Source organism: Bradyrhizobium sp. USDA 4454 (genome assembly GCF_054822705.1).
In genome coordinates this window covers 7,476,434-7,492,492 of sequence record NZ_JBTRCN010000001.1, presented here as the reverse complement: position 1 = coordinate 7,492,492, position 16,059 = coordinate 7,476,434, and the positions used below count along the sequence as shown (strand labels likewise).

Genomic DNA, 16,059 nt, shown 5'->3' with positions numbered 1-16,059 from the left:
TCATGCGCAACGCTCTGATCCGGCGCGGGCGGCGATGGCTGTATGTCATCCATCGCTGGATCGGCATTGCGACGTGTCTGCTGTTCGCGATGTGGTTCATCTCCGGCCTCGTCATGATGTATGTGGCGTTTCCGCGCCTCACCGACAGCGAGCGACTTGCCGCGCTCCCGGTCATTTCGTGGGGCAAGGTGCAGGTCACGCCGGATCGGGCGATGGCGATCGCGGAGATGGAGCATTATCCCCGCGATCTCCGTCTCGCGATGATGGATGACACGCCAGTCTATCGCGTGACCGGCTGGAAGGGAGGCGCCGTCACCATTTCGGCGATCGACGGTGCTGTCATCGACCATGTCACGCCGGATCAGGCACTCGCGGTCGCTCGCCATCATCCGCATGCGGTGCGGCCGCAATTGCGCGATACGGTGACGCGCGACCAATGGTCGGTCACCGCACGCTTCGATCCGATGCGGCCGCTCTATCTGATCGGCCTCGGTGATCCCGATGTCACCGAGCTCTACGTCTCCTCGCCCAGCGGCGAGATCGCGCTCGACACCACGCGGCGCGAGCGCATCTGGAACTGGCTCGGCTCGATCCCGCACTGGATCTATCCGACCGTGCTGCGCAAGGACGGCCCGCTGTGGCGGGACGTGGTGCTGTGGATCTCGGGCGCGTGCCTCGTCGTCGCGGTCACCGGCTTCTGGATCGGCATTCTCCGGTTGCGATTGGTGCGTCGCTACGCAAGCGGCGCGATCTCGCCGTATCGCGGCTGGATGGCCTGGCATCACATCGCCGGTCTCATCGGCGGCATCTTCGTCTTAACCTGGATGCTCAGCGGCTGGCTGTCGCTCAATCCCGGCGGTGCGTTCTCCGCTCGCGGCGTCACCCGGGAGATCGCGGTGGCCTATAGCGGCCATGACGCGCCCGGCATCGTCGCGGACTTCCGGTCGTCGCCGTCGGTGCCGGCGGCGGAGGCGCGCTTCGTCTGGATTGGCGATCGCAAGCTGATGATGCTCGACGACGGCAAAGGCCGTCGCAGCCTCGCCGATCCCTCGACCGGTGCGCCCGCGACGCTCGCGCGGGACGAGATCATCGCCGCCGCCCGGCGCGCGATGCCCGGCGCCGCGGTTACCTCGGTGCTGCAACTCGATGAACCCGATGCCTATTGGTACACGCTGCACCAGGCGCGCGAGCTTCCCGTGCTGCGGATCGGCTTCGACGATCCGGCGCAGACCTGGCTACACATCTCCCCGGTTACTGGTGAAATTCTCGACCGCAGTGACGACAACCGGCGGTCCTACCGTTGGCTGTTCAATGCGCTGCACAGTCTCGACTTCCCGCTGCTGCTGTACTACTGGCCGGCGCGCGATGCTGTGGTCTGGCTGCTGTCAGCGGTCGGCACAATTGTTTCGATCAGCGGCATCGTGATCGGCTGGCGTCGGCTGCGCCGCGCTAAGGAGACCCGTGTCACCCGCGCCTGGGGAGCTACTTGACCGTCAGGTGCACGTCTGCCGCCGGCCGGTCGGGAACCCATCCCAGTGCAAAGCGCTGACCGGCAATGATCTCATAGGTCGAGAGCTTTGATGCGACTGCATCGCGGAAGCGGAGATAGGCATCGCGTTGCCGCCCGTTCGCGCGGGCCGCCGCCAGGTTGAGCCATTTGTAGGCCAGCACGAAATCCACGGGAACGCCGTGGCCCTTGTCGTAGGTCAGGCCGAGCATGGCTTGAGCGAACGGGTCGCCCTGCACGGCGCCGCGGTAGTAGCAATCGGCGGCGGCGTCATAGGCCTGCGGCACGCCAAAACCGTGCTCATACATGAAGCCAAGCAGGCCGAGGGCGCGAGCATTGCCGCGCTCGGCGGCCGGCGCGAGCTCGCGGGATGCCCTGACGTAGTCGCCGCGATGGAAGGCGGCGGTTCCGCGCGCCAGGCTGTCGGCACTGGCGCCGGAGGCACTCATGGCCCAAAGCGCGACCGCAAGCGAAGCGCAGAGGCCTTTCCGTGGCGCACGCATGCGGCGCATCCTGTCGCTCCGCTTAGTGGAAACTGGTGGTGATCGGCGCATTGGTCGATGTCGTGGCGATGCTGCCGCGCAATTTCGATCGCAGCTCCTCGGCCACGACCTGGGCGTCGGTGCCGTTGCGGATGATCTGCGGGCGGATGAAGATGATCAGCTCGGTGCGCTGGGTGCCGTTGCTCTGATGCCCGAAAGCGTCGCCGAGGCCGGGAATCTGGTCGAGCACCGGAAGCGCATTGCGGGCGCCGCTCTGCTGTTCGCTGATCAGGCCGGCCAGCAGCACGGTCTGGCCGTTGGCCACCGAGATCTGGCTCTTGACCCGCCGTTCCGACACCGTGGGCGTCAGGTTGACCGTGCTGCCGTTGCTCTGGGGAACGTTGCTGATCTCCTGCTCGACGTCGAGCCGCACCGTGCCGTTCACGCTGACGCGAGGCGACACCTTCAGGATGATGCCGGTGTTGCGATAGTCGATGGTGTTGACCACCGTGTTGCTGGTGGTCAGCACCGTCGCGCTGCCGGTCGACACCGGGACGACGTCGCCGACCTGCAAGGTCGCGACCTGGTTGTTGATCACGACCAGCGAGGGATTGGACAGCACCTTGACGCTGGTGACGGCGTGCAGCGCATCAAGGATCAGGCTCGGCTGCGTCGCGTTCCCGATCAGGAAGTTGAACCCGGGAAAGGCCTGGTTGATGTAGGCATTGGTGAGCGAGCCTGCGGCGCTGACGATCCCGGTGGTCGCGTCCGTGGTGGTCGCGGGCGCCGCGGTGGCCTGGGTGTTGAGGATCGAGCCGGTGTTCGGCTTCAGGCCGAGGTTCTGGCTGGTGAGATAAGTCTGCACGCCATAGGACAGGGTGTTGTTGAGTGTGACCTCGGCGATCGTGGCGTCGATGGCGACCTGCAGCTGCGGCTCGTCGATCTGCAGCAAGGTCGACTCGATGATGCGGTAGTTGGCCTGGTCGGCATAGATCAGCAGATTGTTGTTCACGACGTCGGGCGTGATCCGGACGTCCTGCATGACCGGCTGGCCGTTGCCGCCGCCGGCACCGCGGCCGCTGTCCAGCGCGGCGTTGTTGCCCTGGCCTTGATTGTTGGGATTGTTCGATTGGCCGCCGGCGCCAAATCCCTGGCCGAGGCCCTGGCCCGTCGAGCCGGTCCCTGACGCGCCGCGGGATGCGAAGCCGCCCATGCTCGAATTCGAGCCATTGTTGTTGAGTGACAGGCGGTCGGCGACGCTCGAACTCGACGAGGTGCCGGAGCCGGGCGCGAGCTGGCTGTCGGCGCTGTCGAGCAAATTGCCGGACGAACCGCCGAGGAACATGTCGGTCAGGACCCGCGCGATCTGGCGCGCATCGCCGTATTTGACGCGGTAGACATGGACCGTGGTGCGCGCGGTGTCGTTGCGGTCGAGCCGCTTGATCCAGGTCGCAGCCGTGTGCAGCATGTCCGGCTTCTTGGTCACGACCAGGATCGCGTTGAGGCGCGCAATCGGCATGAACTTGATGACGTTCTGGCTGAGGCCGTTCTCGCCGGAATCGACGATCTTCTCCAGCTCGGCGATCACAGGCGCGGGCGAGCCGCTCGAGATCGGGAAGATGCCGACCGATTGGCCGCGCATCCAGTCGACGTCGAAGCTGAGCACGGTGTCGACCGCGGTGCGGCGCTCGGCGCCTGTGCCTTGGATCAGCAGCAGGTTGCGGGTCGTGTCGGCGCGGATCGCGCCCGCCCTGGTGGCGAAGCTGTCGGTCAGCTTCAGCAGCGTCTGGGCGGAGACATACTGCAGGGGAACCACCGAGATGCCGAAGCCGGGCTCGGGATTGGCCGCTGCGGCATCGACGCGGCCGCCGCCGACGGCGTCGCCGAGCGGCGTCAGTCGGTAGCCTGCCGTGTCCTTGAGCAGCACCACGCCACTCAGGCGGAGCGCGTTCTCGAGCACGAAGACCATGTCGGATTTCGGCACCGGGCGGACCGACACCAGGCTCACCGTGCCCTGCACCCGCGGGTCGATGGTGTAGCCGACGTGCAGGATGTCGCCGAGCACGACCTTGGCGACGGTCGCCACCGGCGTGCTCTCGAAATTCAGGTCGAAGCCGTTGCCGTTCGACGCCGGTTGCGGCCGCGCATCGACCACCGCGGTGACTTCGCTGCCCTCATACATCGACGCGCGGACGCTGCCGTTCTGGCCGCCCTGTGTCGCCGCCAGCGCGTTCACCTGCTGCGGCTGGCGCGGCAGCAAATCCAGCGAGCGTACCTTGTCGCTGACGTCGAGCTGGGACGCATCGACGCTTTCGCTGACCGTCGCGGAATTGCACGACGCCAACAGCCCCATTGACGCCAAGGCAAAAATGGCTACCAGGCCGCCACGGATCGTCGGGCAGCGGCCCACTGTGCCTACGCGTTGCATGAAGGCCCTTCGCTTTTACTAACTGATATTTCGATTGTCCGCGACGATCGGTCCTACCCCGCAGGGACTCTTAGCGATCGAACATGACAGAAATAAATTGGTTACATGATTGTCGTTCGCGACCCTCCCCACGCATCGCACCAAGATCGTGCACCGTGTCCGCGATGCCACGTCAAGGTTTCTTGAGCGCGGCGAGCGGTGTGACTTCGCACAGCTGTCACACTTCGGATCGATAACCGCAGAACTGCCGGGAGCCGAACGTGGCGGCGCGCAGCAGCCCCTGGCACGGACTGATCCGGGATAGTGTGGCGGGATATAGGGAATGGCCAAGGACCTGTCCGTTCGGTTCGTGGATTATCTGCGTCAGAACAATCACCTGGCGCCGCTCGACGGATCGGCCGAGCGGACCGGGCCGGGCGCCGACGTCAGGCAGCTGAAGCTGTGGGAGATCACCAGTCTCTCGCCGACCGAATTCGCCGACGAGGCCGCGCGCTTCTTCGCGCTCGGCCGCCTGACGCTTCAGCACATGACCTCTGCCGAGCCGCTGGTCGGGTCGTTCTCGCCGCGTTTCCTGCGCGAGACCATGGTCTATCCGTGCCGGACGGCCGGCGGGGTCACCGTGCTCGCCGTCGTCGATCCGACCGATCAGGCAACCTTGCGGGCGGCACAGATCGTGCTTGGCGCCGGCATCGAGGTGAAGGTGGCGTCGTCGGAAGACGTCGCCATCGCGCTGAACAACTCCTCCAGCGCCGAGGAGGCGGAAGGCGCCGATCCGGCGGCGGCGCTGCCCCGCGAAGACGACATCGAGAGCCTGCGCGATCTCGCCAGCGGCGCACCGGTGGTGCGCGCGGTCAACGACCTGATCGAGAAGGCCGTCGAGCTCCGCGCCAGCGACATCCATGTCGAGCCGTTTTCCGCGGGCCTCATGGTGCGGTTGCGGATCGACGGCCTGCTGCGGCCGGTTGCGGCGCTGTCTGGCGTACTGCCGCAGGCGGTGATCTCCCGCATCAAGATCATCGCCAACCTCAATATCGCCGAGCGTCGCCTGCCGCAGGACGGCGCGGCGCGGCTGCGGGCAGGGCGGACCGACATCGATATCCGTGTCGCGATCATGCCGACGCAGCACGGCGAGTCCTGTGTCATTCGCATCCTGCCCAAGGATCGCGGCCTGCTGGTGGTGGAGAAGCTGGGGTTTTCGGGGCCTGACGAAACCAAGCTGCGGCGGCTGTTGAAGCTGCCGCACGGCATGATCGTGATCACGGGACCGACCGGCAGCGGCAAGACCACGACCTTGGCGACGATCCTGTCGATCCTCAACGAGCCGAGCCGCAAGATCCTCACGATCGAGGACCCGGTCGAATACGAGCTGCCGGGCGTCAATCAGTCCCAGATCAAGCCGGCGATCGGCCTGACCTTCGCGACCGCCCTGCGCTCGTTCGTTCGCCAGGACCCTGATGTGATTATGGTCGGCGAAATCCGCGACACCGAGACCGCGCATGTCGCGGTGCATGCGGCGCTGACCGGGCATCTGGTGCTGACGACGCTGCATACCGAGACTGCGGCGGCCGCGGTGCCGCGGCTGCTCGACCTTGGGGTCGAAGGCTATCTGCTGCGCTCGGTGCTGCGCGGCGTCATCGCGCAGCGCCTGGTTCGGCAATTGTGCGAGCGCTGCAAGACGGCGCGGCCGCTGGCAGCGGCGGATCTTACCGAGGATCCCCGGCTCGCGGCGATCGGATTTAAGGCCGGCGAGATCATTCACGAGCCTTGCGGCTGCGAGCGGTGTGGTGGGACGGGCTATCGCGGCCGCCTCGGCGCATTCGAATTGCTCGAGCTGTCCAATGAATTGCGCGAACTGATCGGGGAGCGGACCGACGGGCTGAAGATCGACACCATGGCGATCGAGGCGGGCATGACCACGATGCTCGACGACGGGGTCGCCAAATGCCGCGCCGGATTGACCTCGCCCGCCGAGATCCTCCGCGTCGCGACGGTGCGGTGACGCCGTGCCGAATTATCGCTACCGCGCGTTGACCCAGGCCGGCGAGATCGTCAACGGCACGATCTCCGCCCCGACAGCGGCCGAGGTGGCACGGCGGATCGAATATCTCAAGCTGCTGCCAATCGAGACCACCGAGGACAGGCGCGCATCCAGTGCAGCCGGCGGCCGCAGCCTGTTCGGCGGGCCGAGCGCCGCCGAGGTCACCACGTTCACGCGCGATCTCGCGCTGCTGCTGAAAGCCGGCGCGCGTCTCGACGATGCACTGGAGCTGCTGTCCGGCGATGCCGACGTCGGCCGGATGCGTCCGGTGGTGGCGAAAATCCGCGCCGCTTTGCTCACCGGCGAGAGCTTTGCCGACGCGGTGGCGGATCATCCGACCCTGTTCCAGCCGATGTACATCGCCCTCGTCCGGGTCGGCGAAATCTCCGGCACGCTGGACTCCGTGCTGGAGATGCTGGGCACCGAGCGCGCACGCTCCGAGCAGATGCGGCGCAAGCTGACCGACGCGATGCAGTACCCGGCCTTCGTGCTGGTCGCGGCATCGGGCGTGATGCTGTTCTTCCTGCTGTTCGTGCTGCCGCAATTCTCGACCGTGCTGGGCGATTTCGGCGGCAAGTCGGATACCGCGCTTGCCAGCTTCATCGCGGTGTCGGACTTCCTGCGCGCCAATGCGACGGCGGCAGGCCTGATCAGCGCGGCGACGATTGCGCTTGCGTGGTGGCTGCTGCGGCAGGCGCGGGTGCGCGCGGCGCTGGTCAACGGCATTTCGCGGGTGCCGGGCATCAGCAGCGCCTTCCAGTTCTATCGCGCCAGCCTGTTCTGCCGCAATCTCGGCGTCCTGCTCGGCAGTGGCGTCAATCTCACGGCCGCATTGCGCATCCTGGTCGACATCATGGCGGTGACCGGGAGCGAGGCGAACTGGACTGCCGCCGCCGACCGCGTCCGCCATGGCGGAAAATTGTCGGAAGCGCTCGCGGTGGCCGACAGCCTGCCGCCGATGGCGGTCCGCATGTTGCGGCTCGGCGAAGAGACTGGCCAGTTGCCGGTGCTGGCCGGGCGGGTCGCGGAATTCTACGAAGCAAAATTGCAGCGCAGCCTCGACCGGGTCGTCGGCATCGTCGGTCCGCTGGCGATCATCACGATCAGCACCGTCGTCGGCGGATTGATCGTGTCGGTCATGACAGCGCTGCTCTCGGTTACGCAGCTAGTCGGTTAGAGCAGAGGTCGTCGGTCATGATATCGCGCAACAGCATCATCGAGGCATTTTCCACGCGAGCGGCACGCGATCAGACCCGATCGCAAGCGGCAAGGCGTTCGGGCGAAGCGGGCTTCACCCTGGTCGAGATGCTGGTGGTGATCGCGATCATCGGCCTCATCATGGGGCTGATTGGGCCGCGCGTGCTCAACTATCTCAGCGAATCCAAGGTCAAGACCGCGCGCATTCAGCTGCAGAGCTTCTCCAGCGCGCTCGACCTGTTCTATCTCGACGCCGGGCGCTTCCCGTCGACGGCGGAGGGACTTGCCGCGCTGGTCAGGCGCACCCCGGGCGTGGCCGCCTGGAACGGCCCGTATCTGAAGGGCGGCAACGTCCCGAACGATCCGTGGAATCACCCTTATCTCTATCGCTCGCCCGGCGAGCACGGGCCCTACGACATCGTCTCTTATGGCGCCGACGGCCAGGAGGGCGGCAGCGGCACCTCAGCCGATATCTCGCTCGAGAAAACGACAGCCGCGAACAATGACCAGTAAGGACGCATGGCGCGCATGAATGACTGGACGCAACGTGGCTTCACCCTGCTCGAGATGGTGTGCGTGCTCGCCATCATCGCGCTGCTTTCGGCCGTGCTGCTTCCGTTCATTCCGCACCAGACCTCGCGGTCGCGCCTGCAGGCCTATGCGCTGCAGACCGCGACGCTGCTGAAGGCCGACCGCAATGCAGCCATCGAGCGCAGCACCAGCGTCGCGACGCTGGTCGACGCGCCGAGCCGGGTGATCCATTCGGGGGCGTCGCGCATGACGGTGCGGATTCCCGATGACGTGCGGTTCGACGCCGTGCTGCCGCAGAGCTGTCAGCGCCACGCGGCACTGTCGACCATTCGCTTCTTCGCCAATGGCGGTTCCTGCGGCGGCTCCATCGCGCTGACGCGGCTCGATGCGGGCTATGAGGTCCGCGTCAATTGGCTCACCGGAAGGGTTGAAATCGTTGCTCGCGACGTCGCCGCCAACTGACCGCGCGGATGCGGGGTTCACCATCATCGAAGTGCTGGTGGCGCTGGCGCTGGTGGCTGTCTCGATCGTTGCGATCGGCGCCGTGATGGGCGTCAAGACGCGCGGCGTGCGGGCCATGGAGCAGCACGTCGCGCTGATGCAGGCGGTGCGCACCTTGATGACGGTAGGCATTCCGCCGCGCGCCGAATTGCAGCCGGGCAGCTCGACCGGGCAGGCCGAAGGCTACCGCTGGACCATCGACATCAGTCCGCTCGGCGGCGACTGGACGGTGCCCGAAGGCAACGTGCCCTGGGCCCCGGAGCTGGTGCGGATTCGGGTCAAATCGCCGGGCGGTGCCTTGTCCGACATCCGCACCGTGCGCCTGATGCCGAGGTCGTCGGAATGACCCGCGCCAGCACGGCACAGCGCACCGGTGAGCGCGGCTTCACGTTGATCGAGGCCATCGTCGCGTTGGCACTGATGGGGCTGTTGCTGTCGGCCCTCGCCAGCATCACGGCGCAATGGCTGCCGAGCTGGAACAAGGGGCTCGACCGGATCCAGCGCAGCGAATTGATCGGGATTGCGCTGGAACGGATCGGCGCCGACCTCGCTGCGGCGGAATTCGTCGCCGCCAACCGCGATACCCACAAGCCGCTGTTCGACGGATCGGAGCTGTCGGTCACGTTCGTGCGGACGTCGGTGGGACCGAACGCGGGGCCTGGCCTCGACGTGGTGCGCCTCGGCGAGGTCAGGGATCGCGACGAGTTCGTTACCGTTCGTACCCAGATGCGCTTCACGCCGCTTGCCGACGGGGTGTCGCTGTCGGAGCAGGTACATCTCGGCAGCCCGGTCGTGCTGCTGCGCGCGCCCTATCGGCTGTCTTTCGCCTATGCCGGGCCTGACCGGGCCTGGAAGGGCGCGTGGAAGGATGCCGAGAAGCTGCCGGCGATGATCCGGCTGACCGTGCGTGACGCGGCGAGCCAGCGCGTGCTGTCGGTGTCGACCATCGCACCGCTTCACGTCCAGATTCCGAGCGACTGCACCAAGCCGGACGGCAATTGCGGCGACAAGCCGAATTCCGGTGCTGCTGCGACCGATCAGGGGAAGACGTGATGGGCGCGTCCGGCAACAGCGGCCGATCGCCGGCCGATCGCGGCTTCGTCATCGTCGCGGTGCTCTGGATCCTGCTTGCGCTGTCGTCGCTCGCGATCATCTTCGCGGCCTATCTGGCCGCCTCGGCACGCGCACTGGCGGCCAGCGACATCTCGTTGCAGACCGAGGCGCTGGTGTCGGCCGGGCTCGAGCTCTCCGCCTATCAGCTGACGCTGACCGACGACAAGACGCGGCCGCAATACGGCGCGTTTCATTTCGGGCTCGACGACGCCAGCGTCAATGTCAGCTTCACGTCGGAGGCCGCCCGGCTCGATCTGAACTACGCGTCGAAGGAGATGCTGAGCGGGCTGTTCGTCGTGCTCGGGGCCCGCAAGGACGTCGCCGGCGAATATGCCGACCGGATCGTCGGCTGGCGGACCCGGCCCACGCCGGGCAGCGAGAATGTCGAGACCGCACGCTACAATGCGCTGGGCTATGCGCCGCGGCAGGGGCTGTTCACCCATGTCAATGAGCTGGCGCTGGTCTCCGGCATCCCCAAGGCCTTTGTCGATCGCGTGCTGCCGTTCGTGACGGTGTTCAACGGCAGTCCGGATGTCGATCCGGCCATCGCCGCGCCGGAAGTCGCGTTGGCCGTAGATAAGGTATCGGGCAAGCAACAGGACAGTTTCGGGTCGAGTTCGCTCGGCTCGGCTGGGCCCTCGCCGAATGCCGGCCTCGCCGCGGGCGCGCAGGCGCCGAGCCCGCAGAGCGCGGCGTCGACCGCGCAAAGCCCGTGCTACCGGATCGCCGTGTCGATCCGGTTCCGCAACGGTCACCGCACCAATTCGGAGGCGGTGATTGCACTCGGCGACAAGGCCGAGCCCTATCGTGTGTTGTCCTGGCAGAACGATGTCGAACCGCGCGTGACGGTTCTGCCGCGGGGGAGAGGTTGATGGCGATACTTGCCGAAGCACGGCATTGGTTCGAGCAATGGATTGGCGCGGTTGCGACGGCCGTCGACGGCGTCGCGGGCAGGTTCATGCGCCGGCGCAGCGTCGCGCTCGACGAGAATGGTGACGGCAGCTTCACCGCCCGCCTTGCGGCGGCGAAGGACGGCTCGCCCTCGGCTCCGGTTTCGTTCCGGCTCGATCACGACGCGCCGCAGCCTGCGTTGCCGGCGGAGTGGAAGACCGCCTTCGACGGCAGCCGCATCGAGGTGCGCCTCCGCTCGGATCACATCGTCAGCCGTGTGCTCGATTTCCCGAGCCAGGCCGGCGACTTCCTGGACGGCATGATCCGCGCCCAGGTCGACCGGCTGACGCCATGGACCGCCGCCGATGCGGTGTTCGGCTGGGGCGCGCCGCAGCCGATCGCCAACGACCGCATCGCGGTCGCGTTCGGTGCGACCGCGGCGGCCAAGGTCGACCCGCTGGTCCGGATGGCGCGACTGCTCGGCGCCGCCTCGATTGCAGTTTCGGCGCCGGCGGTCGGCAGCGACGGCGCGACGCAGCAGGTGACGCTGCTCGACAAATCGCTGCGCGGCCTGGCCGGACCTCAGGTTCCCCGCCTGTTGCGCATCGGGCTGATCTCGACGGCGGCAGCCGCGGCGATCTCGCTGCTGCTCAACGTCTATCTCGGCGGCTGGCTGCAATCAGAGCAGGAGGACCTGCAACACCGGATCTCGCAGCGCCGCGCCGCATTGCGTCTCGATGCCAGTGGCGACTCGTCCGGGCTTGGGCTGCTGGCCAGGCGCAAGCAGACCACGCCGTCGAGCGTCATGGTTCTGGAAGCGATCTCGCGCGTGCTGCCTGATGCGACTTATGTGACGGAGCTCCGCATCGAGAACAATAAGGTGCAGGTGGTCGGATTGACCCAGGATGCGCCGTCGCTGATCCGCTTGCTGGAGCAGTCGCCGCAATTCACCCGCGCGACCTTCTTCGCGCCGACGACGCGTGCGGCCAATGAGACGGCGGAGCGGTTCCACGTCGAAGCCAACATCTCAGCCTATTTCGGGTCCGGCTCATGAACGCAGCATCCCGATCGCTGACCGCCGTCAGCACCTCGCCGCTGGTCGCGAGCGCGAGCTATCTCGGCCTGTTCGTGCTGCTGCTGTTCGTCGTCATCTCGTCGCTGTCCGATCTGATCGGCCTGCGCAGCGATGTGGCGGCATCGGCCGGAATGCTGGAACAGCTGGAGGGGCGCTCCAAAGCGAACACCGCGCCCGGCCAGCCCGCGATGCCGACCGGATCGGCCTATCTCGAGGGCGCGACCGTCACCGTCGCCGGCGCCACCTTGCTGCAACGCGTGTCGGGCGCGGTGATCAAGGCCGGCGGCAACGTGCTGTCGACGCAGCTCGACGTTCCCAACGCGCCGGCCAAGGCCGGCTTCATCAGCATGGTCGCGAACTCCGAGATCGAACAGGCGCAGTTGCAGCAGGTACTCTACGATCTCGAGGCCGGCATGCCGTTCCTGTTCATCGACCAGTTGGTCGTGCAGCCCGTTGCCGATGAAGCCGCCAAGGGCGCCGATCCCGGCAAGCTGCGCGTGCTGCTCGGCGTATCCGGACAATGGCGAGGAGCCAAATGATGCGACGCTTTGCAGCGACTATCGTGCTGTTGGCGGTGTCAGCCTCTTCCGCGCCGGCGGCCGTGCCGGACCGGGCCGGCGACGCCCTGGACGCCGGCATGCTCGACGACACCCGTTTGGGCGGACCGGTGCTGAGTTCGCCGCCGCCCTCCGAACCGGTGACGTCGGTCCGGGTTGCGCCCGCACCGGCCCCGACGCCGCGGCCGCTCAGCGCAAATCCGCTGTGGGGGATTCCGCTCAAGACACTGTCCAACACGCGCGACCGCCCGGTGTTCTCGCCGTCGCGGCGGCCGCCGCCAGCCGTGGTCGCGGAGCCGGAAGTCAGCAAGCCACCGCCGCCACCGCCGCGCAAGGTCGCGGCCGAGCCGCCGCCGTTGTCGCTGGTCGGCACCATCGCCGGCGGCGATGAGAGCTTCGGGATATTTCTCGACCAAACGAACAGGACCGCGTTGCGCCTGAAGCTCGGCGACGAGTTCCAGGGATGGAAGCTGCGATCGATCAACGGACGCGAAGTTACGATGCAGAAGGACGAGCAGGCGGCCGTGCTCACATTGCCGGAGCCCGGCGGCGACGAGAACGGCGATGCACGCATCGTTCCGGTCAGCACCGAGAGGATGCCGCTTGCCGCGCGGCGCCAGAAGTAATTGCGTGAGCTAGCTCAACCCGAGCCAGCTTTGCTGGGCCGGCGTCACGAGCAGCCCAAGCGCGAGAAACGGACCGAACGGAAGTGAGGTCTGGCGCTTCATTTCACGTCCTGCAAGCTGCAGGCCGCCGACAACACCAAGGGCCGCGAGCGCCGCGATCAGCAGCAGGGTCGGAATGCCCAAGGCACCGACCCAGATCGTCGCCGCGGCGAGAAACTTGACGTCACCCAGTCCCAACCCATCGACATGCCGCACGGCGAAGTAAAGCCGCTGCAACAGAAAGAACAGCAGGCCGACGAGGGCGGCGATCGCCATCGCAGGGATGGCGGCGGTCGGGCCTCCCGTGATCACGACGTTCGCCAGCCCGAGAGCCGCGATCGCAAGGTTCAGCCAATTGGGAATGATGCCGTGGCGCAGATCGATCAGCGCGACGGCACAGCAGAGCGCGCAAAGCGCGCCATAAGACGTAATGAAATAAAGAACTTCGCGATCGATCTGCATGGTGGCGGGACAAGTGTGCGGCGTGCCGGCCCTGTGTTGCAACAATACGTGCGCGTTGAACAGTGCATTTTCAATCGACCAAGCACCACGCGATATTTTGCGCGATTGTGATCGTCAACCGCGATCGCAAAGCGGAAAAGATGCGACAAAAAGTCTGCGCTGTCACAAATCCGCAGTGGATACCGACAATAGTTCGCTCCGCGACGTGCCGCGAGCCCTTCGTGGCAGATGAGTGGGTTGACTATGTACAAGATGCGAGTGGCGGCGTGCCTGGCTTTGCTGGCAGCGTCGGCAGGCGTGCGCGCCGCGAACGCGGGCGCTCTCGAGGACGGCGCCGAGCGCTATCGGCCGTATCTGATCGAGGGCGTTGCCAGCGCGCTGGCAGGCGCGCGCGCGTTGCGCGAGCGCGCCGCTGCGGCCGATCTGCCCGGCGCGAAGAAGGCCTGGCTGTCGGCACGCGCCGGCTGGGAGCGCTCGGAAGTGTTCACCGCGGGCTTCGTGCCCGAGCTCGATGCGCAGATCGACGCCTGGCCGAACGCAGACAGCGGGTTCCATGCGATCGAGGCGAAGCTGTTCGGAGCCGGCAACACCGAGGTTGCCGCCGACGCCAGCGGCCTCGTCGAGCACCTCTATGATCTTCACGGCAAGCTCAAGGATATCAAGCTGACGCCGCAGGGCCTGCTGGATGGCACCGTGCGGCTCGCCTACGAGGTCGGCGAGAGCAAGGCGGATGGCGGCGAGTCGCGCATCAGCGGCACCTCGCTGGACGATATGCGCAACAACATCGCGGGCATCGACTTCGCCTACCACACGATCTTCTCTGCCGCGCTCAACACCGTCGACGGCAAGCTCGACGAGATGGTGACCAACCGGATCGAGCAGCTCGAGGCGATCGTCGCGACGCCCGATCTGCCGCATGTCAATATCGCCGATCTGCGCCAGACCAGCGAGGAGCTGGTCGTCGCGTTGCAGAGCGCGTCCGCAAAACTCGGGCTGCAGCGCCCGACCCTGGAGGCCCAGGCGCGATGAGATCGCTTCACCTGCGTCTGGCTGCGCTGCTCTCCGCTGCCTTCGCCCTTGCGCTGCTCGGGCGTGTCGCGGCGTTTCCGGTCGACGGTGACAAGACCGTGCTGCCGGTCACGACCGAGCTGAACGAGGATGCGCTCGACAAGCCACGCGAGGTGTTCCAGTCCGAGCGGACCGGCGCCAAGTCGTATCTGGTCAATCTCGGCGATCTCGCGTTCAATTCGCCCGGGCTGCTCGGCGAGGTGGCGCGGCAGGCCGGCGTGAGCTGCGGCACCTGCCACGTCAATGGCGCGAACAACGCCAAGTTCTTCATGCCAAAGATGTCGAGCCGGCCCGGCACGTTCGACACCACGGGTCCGCTGTTCAATCCGAAGGCCAACAACCTGGCGTTCGATCCGGTGCGGATCCCGAGCCTGCGCGGCGCGCGCTATCTGGCGCCCTACGGCGCCGATGGCCGCTTCGCCTCGCTGCGCGACTTCGTCCACAACGTCATCACCAACGAGTTCGCGGGTCCCGAGCCGTCGCCGGCAACGCTCGATGCCGTCGTGGCCTATCTCCACGACATCGACTTCCTGTCCAATCCGAGCCTCGGTCCCGCCGGGCGGCTGGCCGGCAGGATCACCGACGCGGAGCGTCGCGGCGAAGCATTGTTCGCAAAACCGTTCCCGCACGATGCGGCGCTGAGCTGCGCGGGGTGCCATGTTCCATCGTCCGGCTTCGTCGACCACCAGCAGCACGACATCGGGTCGGGCGGCCTGTTCAAGACGCCGACGCTGCGCAACGCCGACTTCAACGCGCCGTACTTCCACGACGGCCGCTTCGACAATTACAACCAGGTCGTCGACTATTTCGACCGGACTTTTCAACTGGAGCTCTCGGCGCAGGACAAGGGCGACCTCGTCGCCTATCTCACGGCGATCGGCGATGGCGTGCAGCCTTACGAGCGTGACGGGGCCGGTGCGACGCTGAAGGAGATCAACGATTTCTCGTCGGTGCTCGCGACCGCGATTCCTGCCGGCGACAAGGATATTGTCGCGCTTGCGGTCGATACGATCGGGCGCGAACTACGCGAGTTGACCGAGCAATATCCCGACCGCAAGAACACCAGCGTATCCGGCGGCGAGCAGCAGCGCGTGCTGGCGCGCAACAGCCTCAAGGAGCTCGTGCTGACGCTGCGGCGCATCGAGATGGCGGTCACCGCCGGACGCAGCGCCGATGCCGCGAACGAGTTCAGGAATTATCGCAACCTGATGGCCGCCGCGGTGCCGGCGCTTTTGGCGAGCGCCGAGCCGTGGTCGCTGTTCAATCAGGATGTGCATGACCAACATTATGCTGCGCTTCGCCAGGTGATGCGCTCCAGGCATATTGCGCATTGATCGAGCTTCGCTTGCGGTGCATTTGCGATCCGCGTCGCCGCGCGGATCGCTCGATCAATTTCGATCATGGGTTGAAATGCTGACTCGTGGCCAAGCCGCGCGCGGTTGCGGCTGTCTCCACAAAAAATCTTTGAACGTTTCGAAATTTCTCGCGGCTTTCACGTAAGCGAAAAGCATGCGTCATACTGCCGCACTAAGCAGGGTGCGTTG

At 66.4% G+C, this 16,059-nt stretch carries 16 protein-coding genes; 13 read left to right on the top strand and 3 right to left on the bottom strand.

Annotated elements, in window-relative coordinates:
• Positions 1 to 2: 2 nt before the first annotated feature.
• Positions 3 to 1,490: a PepSY domain-containing protein gene (locus tag ACVIW0_RS34900; protein WP_461356475.1), complete on the top strand. Its 1,488-nt coding sequence runs from the start codon at positions 3 to 5 to the stop codon at positions 1,488 to 1,490.
• Here the strand turns inward: ACVIW0_RS34900 and ACVIW0_RS34895 are convergent.
• Together ACVIW0_RS34895 and gspD are read right to left on the bottom strand one after the other, a co-directional pair.
• Positions 1,483 to 1,956, bottom strand: coding sequence for a tetratricopeptide repeat protein (locus tag ACVIW0_RS34895; RefSeq protein ID WP_461357511.1), 474 nt, complete (start codon positions 1,954 to 1,956; stop codon positions 1,483 to 1,485). The two genes, ACVIW0_RS34900 and ACVIW0_RS34895, sit on opposite strands and share 8 nt — an antisense overlap.
• Positions 1,957 to 2,032: 76 nt before the next feature.
• On the bottom strand, positions 2,033 to 4,417 hold the full coding sequence (gene gspD, locus ACVIW0_RS34890; protein ID WP_461356474.1) for a type II secretion system secretin GspD: 2,385 nt from the start codon (positions 4,415 to 4,417) through the stop codon (positions 2,033 to 2,035).
• 322 nt (positions 4,418 to 4,739) lie between these two features.
• Here gspD and ACVIW0_RS34885 point away from each other — a divergent pair, with 322 nt between their 5' ends.
• Genes ACVIW0_RS34885 through ACVIW0_RS34840 form a run of 10 tightly spaced genes read left to right on the top strand, consistent with a single transcriptional unit; the run spans position 4,740 to position 12,946 of the window.
• On the top strand, positions 4,740 to 6,416 hold the full coding sequence (locus tag ACVIW0_RS34885; RefSeq protein WP_461356473.1) for a GspE/PulE family protein: 1,677 nt from the start codon (positions 4,740 to 4,742) through the stop codon (positions 6,414 to 6,416).
• A 4-nt stretch (positions 6,417 to 6,420) separates the two neighbouring features.
• The gene (locus tag ACVIW0_RS34880) at positions 6,421 to 7,632 is read left to right on the top strand and encodes a type II secretion system F family protein (RefSeq protein WP_461356472.1); all 1,212 of its coding nucleotides are present in this window, start codon (positions 6,421 to 6,423) and stop codon (positions 7,630 to 7,632) included.
• A gap of 17 nt (positions 7,633 to 7,649) precedes the next feature.
• Complete coding sequence (gene gspG, locus ACVIW0_RS34875) at positions 7,650 to 8,165, top strand: type II secretion system major pseudopilin GspG (RefSeq protein ID WP_461356471.1); 516 nt, start codon at positions 7,650 to 7,652, stop codon at positions 8,163 to 8,165.
• Positions 8,166 to 8,180: 15 nt separating this feature from the next.
• Positions 8,181 to 8,645 carry a prepilin-type N-terminal cleavage/methylation domain-containing protein gene (locus ACVIW0_RS34870; RefSeq protein ID WP_461356470.1) on the top strand — a complete coding sequence of 155 codons (465 nt, stop codon included), beginning with the start codon at positions 8,181 to 8,183 and terminating at the stop codon, positions 8,643 to 8,645.
• A complete protein-coding gene (locus tag ACVIW0_RS34865; protein WP_461356469.1) occupies positions 8,620 to 9,030 on the top strand; it encodes a prepilin-type N-terminal cleavage/methylation domain-containing protein in 411 nt (136 codons plus the stop codon). The genes ACVIW0_RS34870 and ACVIW0_RS34865 overlap by 26 nt, the downstream gene beginning before the upstream one ends.
• The gene (locus tag ACVIW0_RS34860; RefSeq protein WP_461356468.1) at positions 9,027 to 9,737 is read left to right on the top strand and encodes a PulJ/GspJ family protein; all 711 of its coding nucleotides are present in this window, start codon (positions 9,027 to 9,029) and stop codon (positions 9,735 to 9,737) included. The genes ACVIW0_RS34865 and ACVIW0_RS34860 overlap by 4 nt, the downstream gene beginning before the upstream one ends.
• Positions 9,737 to 10,669 carry a type II secretion system minor pseudopilin gene (locus tag ACVIW0_RS34855; RefSeq protein WP_461356467.1) on the top strand — a complete coding sequence of 311 codons (933 nt, stop codon included), beginning with the start codon at positions 9,737 to 9,739 and terminating at the stop codon, positions 10,667 to 10,669. Before ACVIW0_RS34860 ends, ACVIW0_RS34855 begins: the two co-directional genes overlap by 1 nt.
• A complete protein-coding gene (locus ACVIW0_RS34850; protein ID WP_461356466.1) occupies positions 10,669 to 11,742 on the top strand; it encodes a PilN domain-containing protein in 1,074 nt (357 codons plus the stop codon). Before ACVIW0_RS34855 ends, ACVIW0_RS34850 begins: the two co-directional genes overlap by 1 nt.
• Positions 11,739 to 12,302 carry a type II secretion system protein GspM gene (gspM, locus tag ACVIW0_RS34845; RefSeq protein ID WP_461356465.1) on the top strand — a complete coding sequence of 188 codons (564 nt, stop codon included), beginning with the start codon at positions 11,739 to 11,741 and terminating at the stop codon, positions 12,300 to 12,302. Before ACVIW0_RS34850 ends, gspM begins: the two co-directional genes overlap by 4 nt.
• Positions 12,302 to 12,946, top strand: coding sequence for a hypothetical protein (locus ACVIW0_RS34840; protein WP_461356464.1), 645 nt, complete (start codon positions 12,302 to 12,304; stop codon positions 12,944 to 12,946). The genes gspM and ACVIW0_RS34840 overlap by 1 nt, the downstream gene beginning before the upstream one ends.
• Before the next feature lie 9 nt (positions 12,947 to 12,955).
• On the opposite strand, the gene ACVIW0_RS34835 is transcribed toward ACVIW0_RS34840, so the two are convergent.
• Positions 12,956 to 13,447 (bottom strand): prepilin peptidase, encoded by a 492-nt coding sequence (locus ACVIW0_RS34835; RefSeq protein WP_461356463.1) that lies wholly within the window; start codon positions 13,445 to 13,447, stop codon positions 12,956 to 12,958.
• 243 nt (positions 13,448 to 13,690) lie between these two features.
• On the opposite strand from ACVIW0_RS34835, the gene ACVIW0_RS34830 reads away from it, so the two are divergent.
• Positions 13,691 to 14,476, top strand: coding sequence for an EfeM/EfeO family lipoprotein (locus tag ACVIW0_RS34830; RefSeq protein WP_461356462.1), 786 nt, complete (start codon positions 13,691 to 13,693; stop codon positions 14,474 to 14,476).
• Positions 14,473 to 15,849: a cytochrome c peroxidase gene (locus ACVIW0_RS34825; protein ID WP_461356461.1), complete on the top strand. Its 1,377-nt coding sequence runs from the start codon at positions 14,473 to 14,475 to the stop codon at positions 15,847 to 15,849. Before ACVIW0_RS34830 ends, ACVIW0_RS34825 begins: the two co-directional genes overlap by 4 nt.
• Positions 15,850 to 16,059: the final 210 nt, after the last annotated feature.